Genomic DNA, 377 nt, shown 5'->3' with positions numbered 1-377 from the left:
ACATATCCTTGAAAGTTCAAAAGAATTTAGTTCTTAAAGAACAAAACCAAAGTAAATAAAACGGGATAAAATTTAGCCAAGCGAAAATTTGATCCTGGACAAACTTTTTTAGAGAGTTTGATCCTGGCTCAGGATGAACGCTGGCGGCGTGCTTAACACATGCAAGTCGAGCGAAGCGCTTATGGAGATTCTTCGGATGATCCATTTGTGACTGAGCGGCGGACGGGTGAGTAACGCGTGAGTAACCTGCCTCATACAGGGGAATAACAGTTAGAAATGACTGCTAATGCCGCATAAGCGCACAGGGCCGCATGGCCCGGTGTGAAAAACTCCGGTGGTATGAGATGGACTCGCGTCTGATTAGCTAGTTGGTGAGG

The 377-nt window shown here is 45.9% G+C and carries 1 rRNA gene; it reads left to right on the top strand.

The window, feature by feature from the left end:
• Nucleotides 1-105 precede the first annotated feature (105 nt).
• Nucleotides 106-377, top strand: a 16S ribosomal RNA gene (locus DXA57_RS14910); the annotation flags it as partial.

The organism is Blautia sp. OF03-15BH (assembly GCF_003463065.1).
Taxonomy (GTDB): domain Bacteria; phylum Bacillota; class Clostridia; order Lachnospirales; family Lachnospiraceae; genus Limivivens.
The sequence above is the reverse complement of the archived record's forward strand: the minus strand, read 5'-3'. Positions and strand labels throughout refer to the sequence as shown.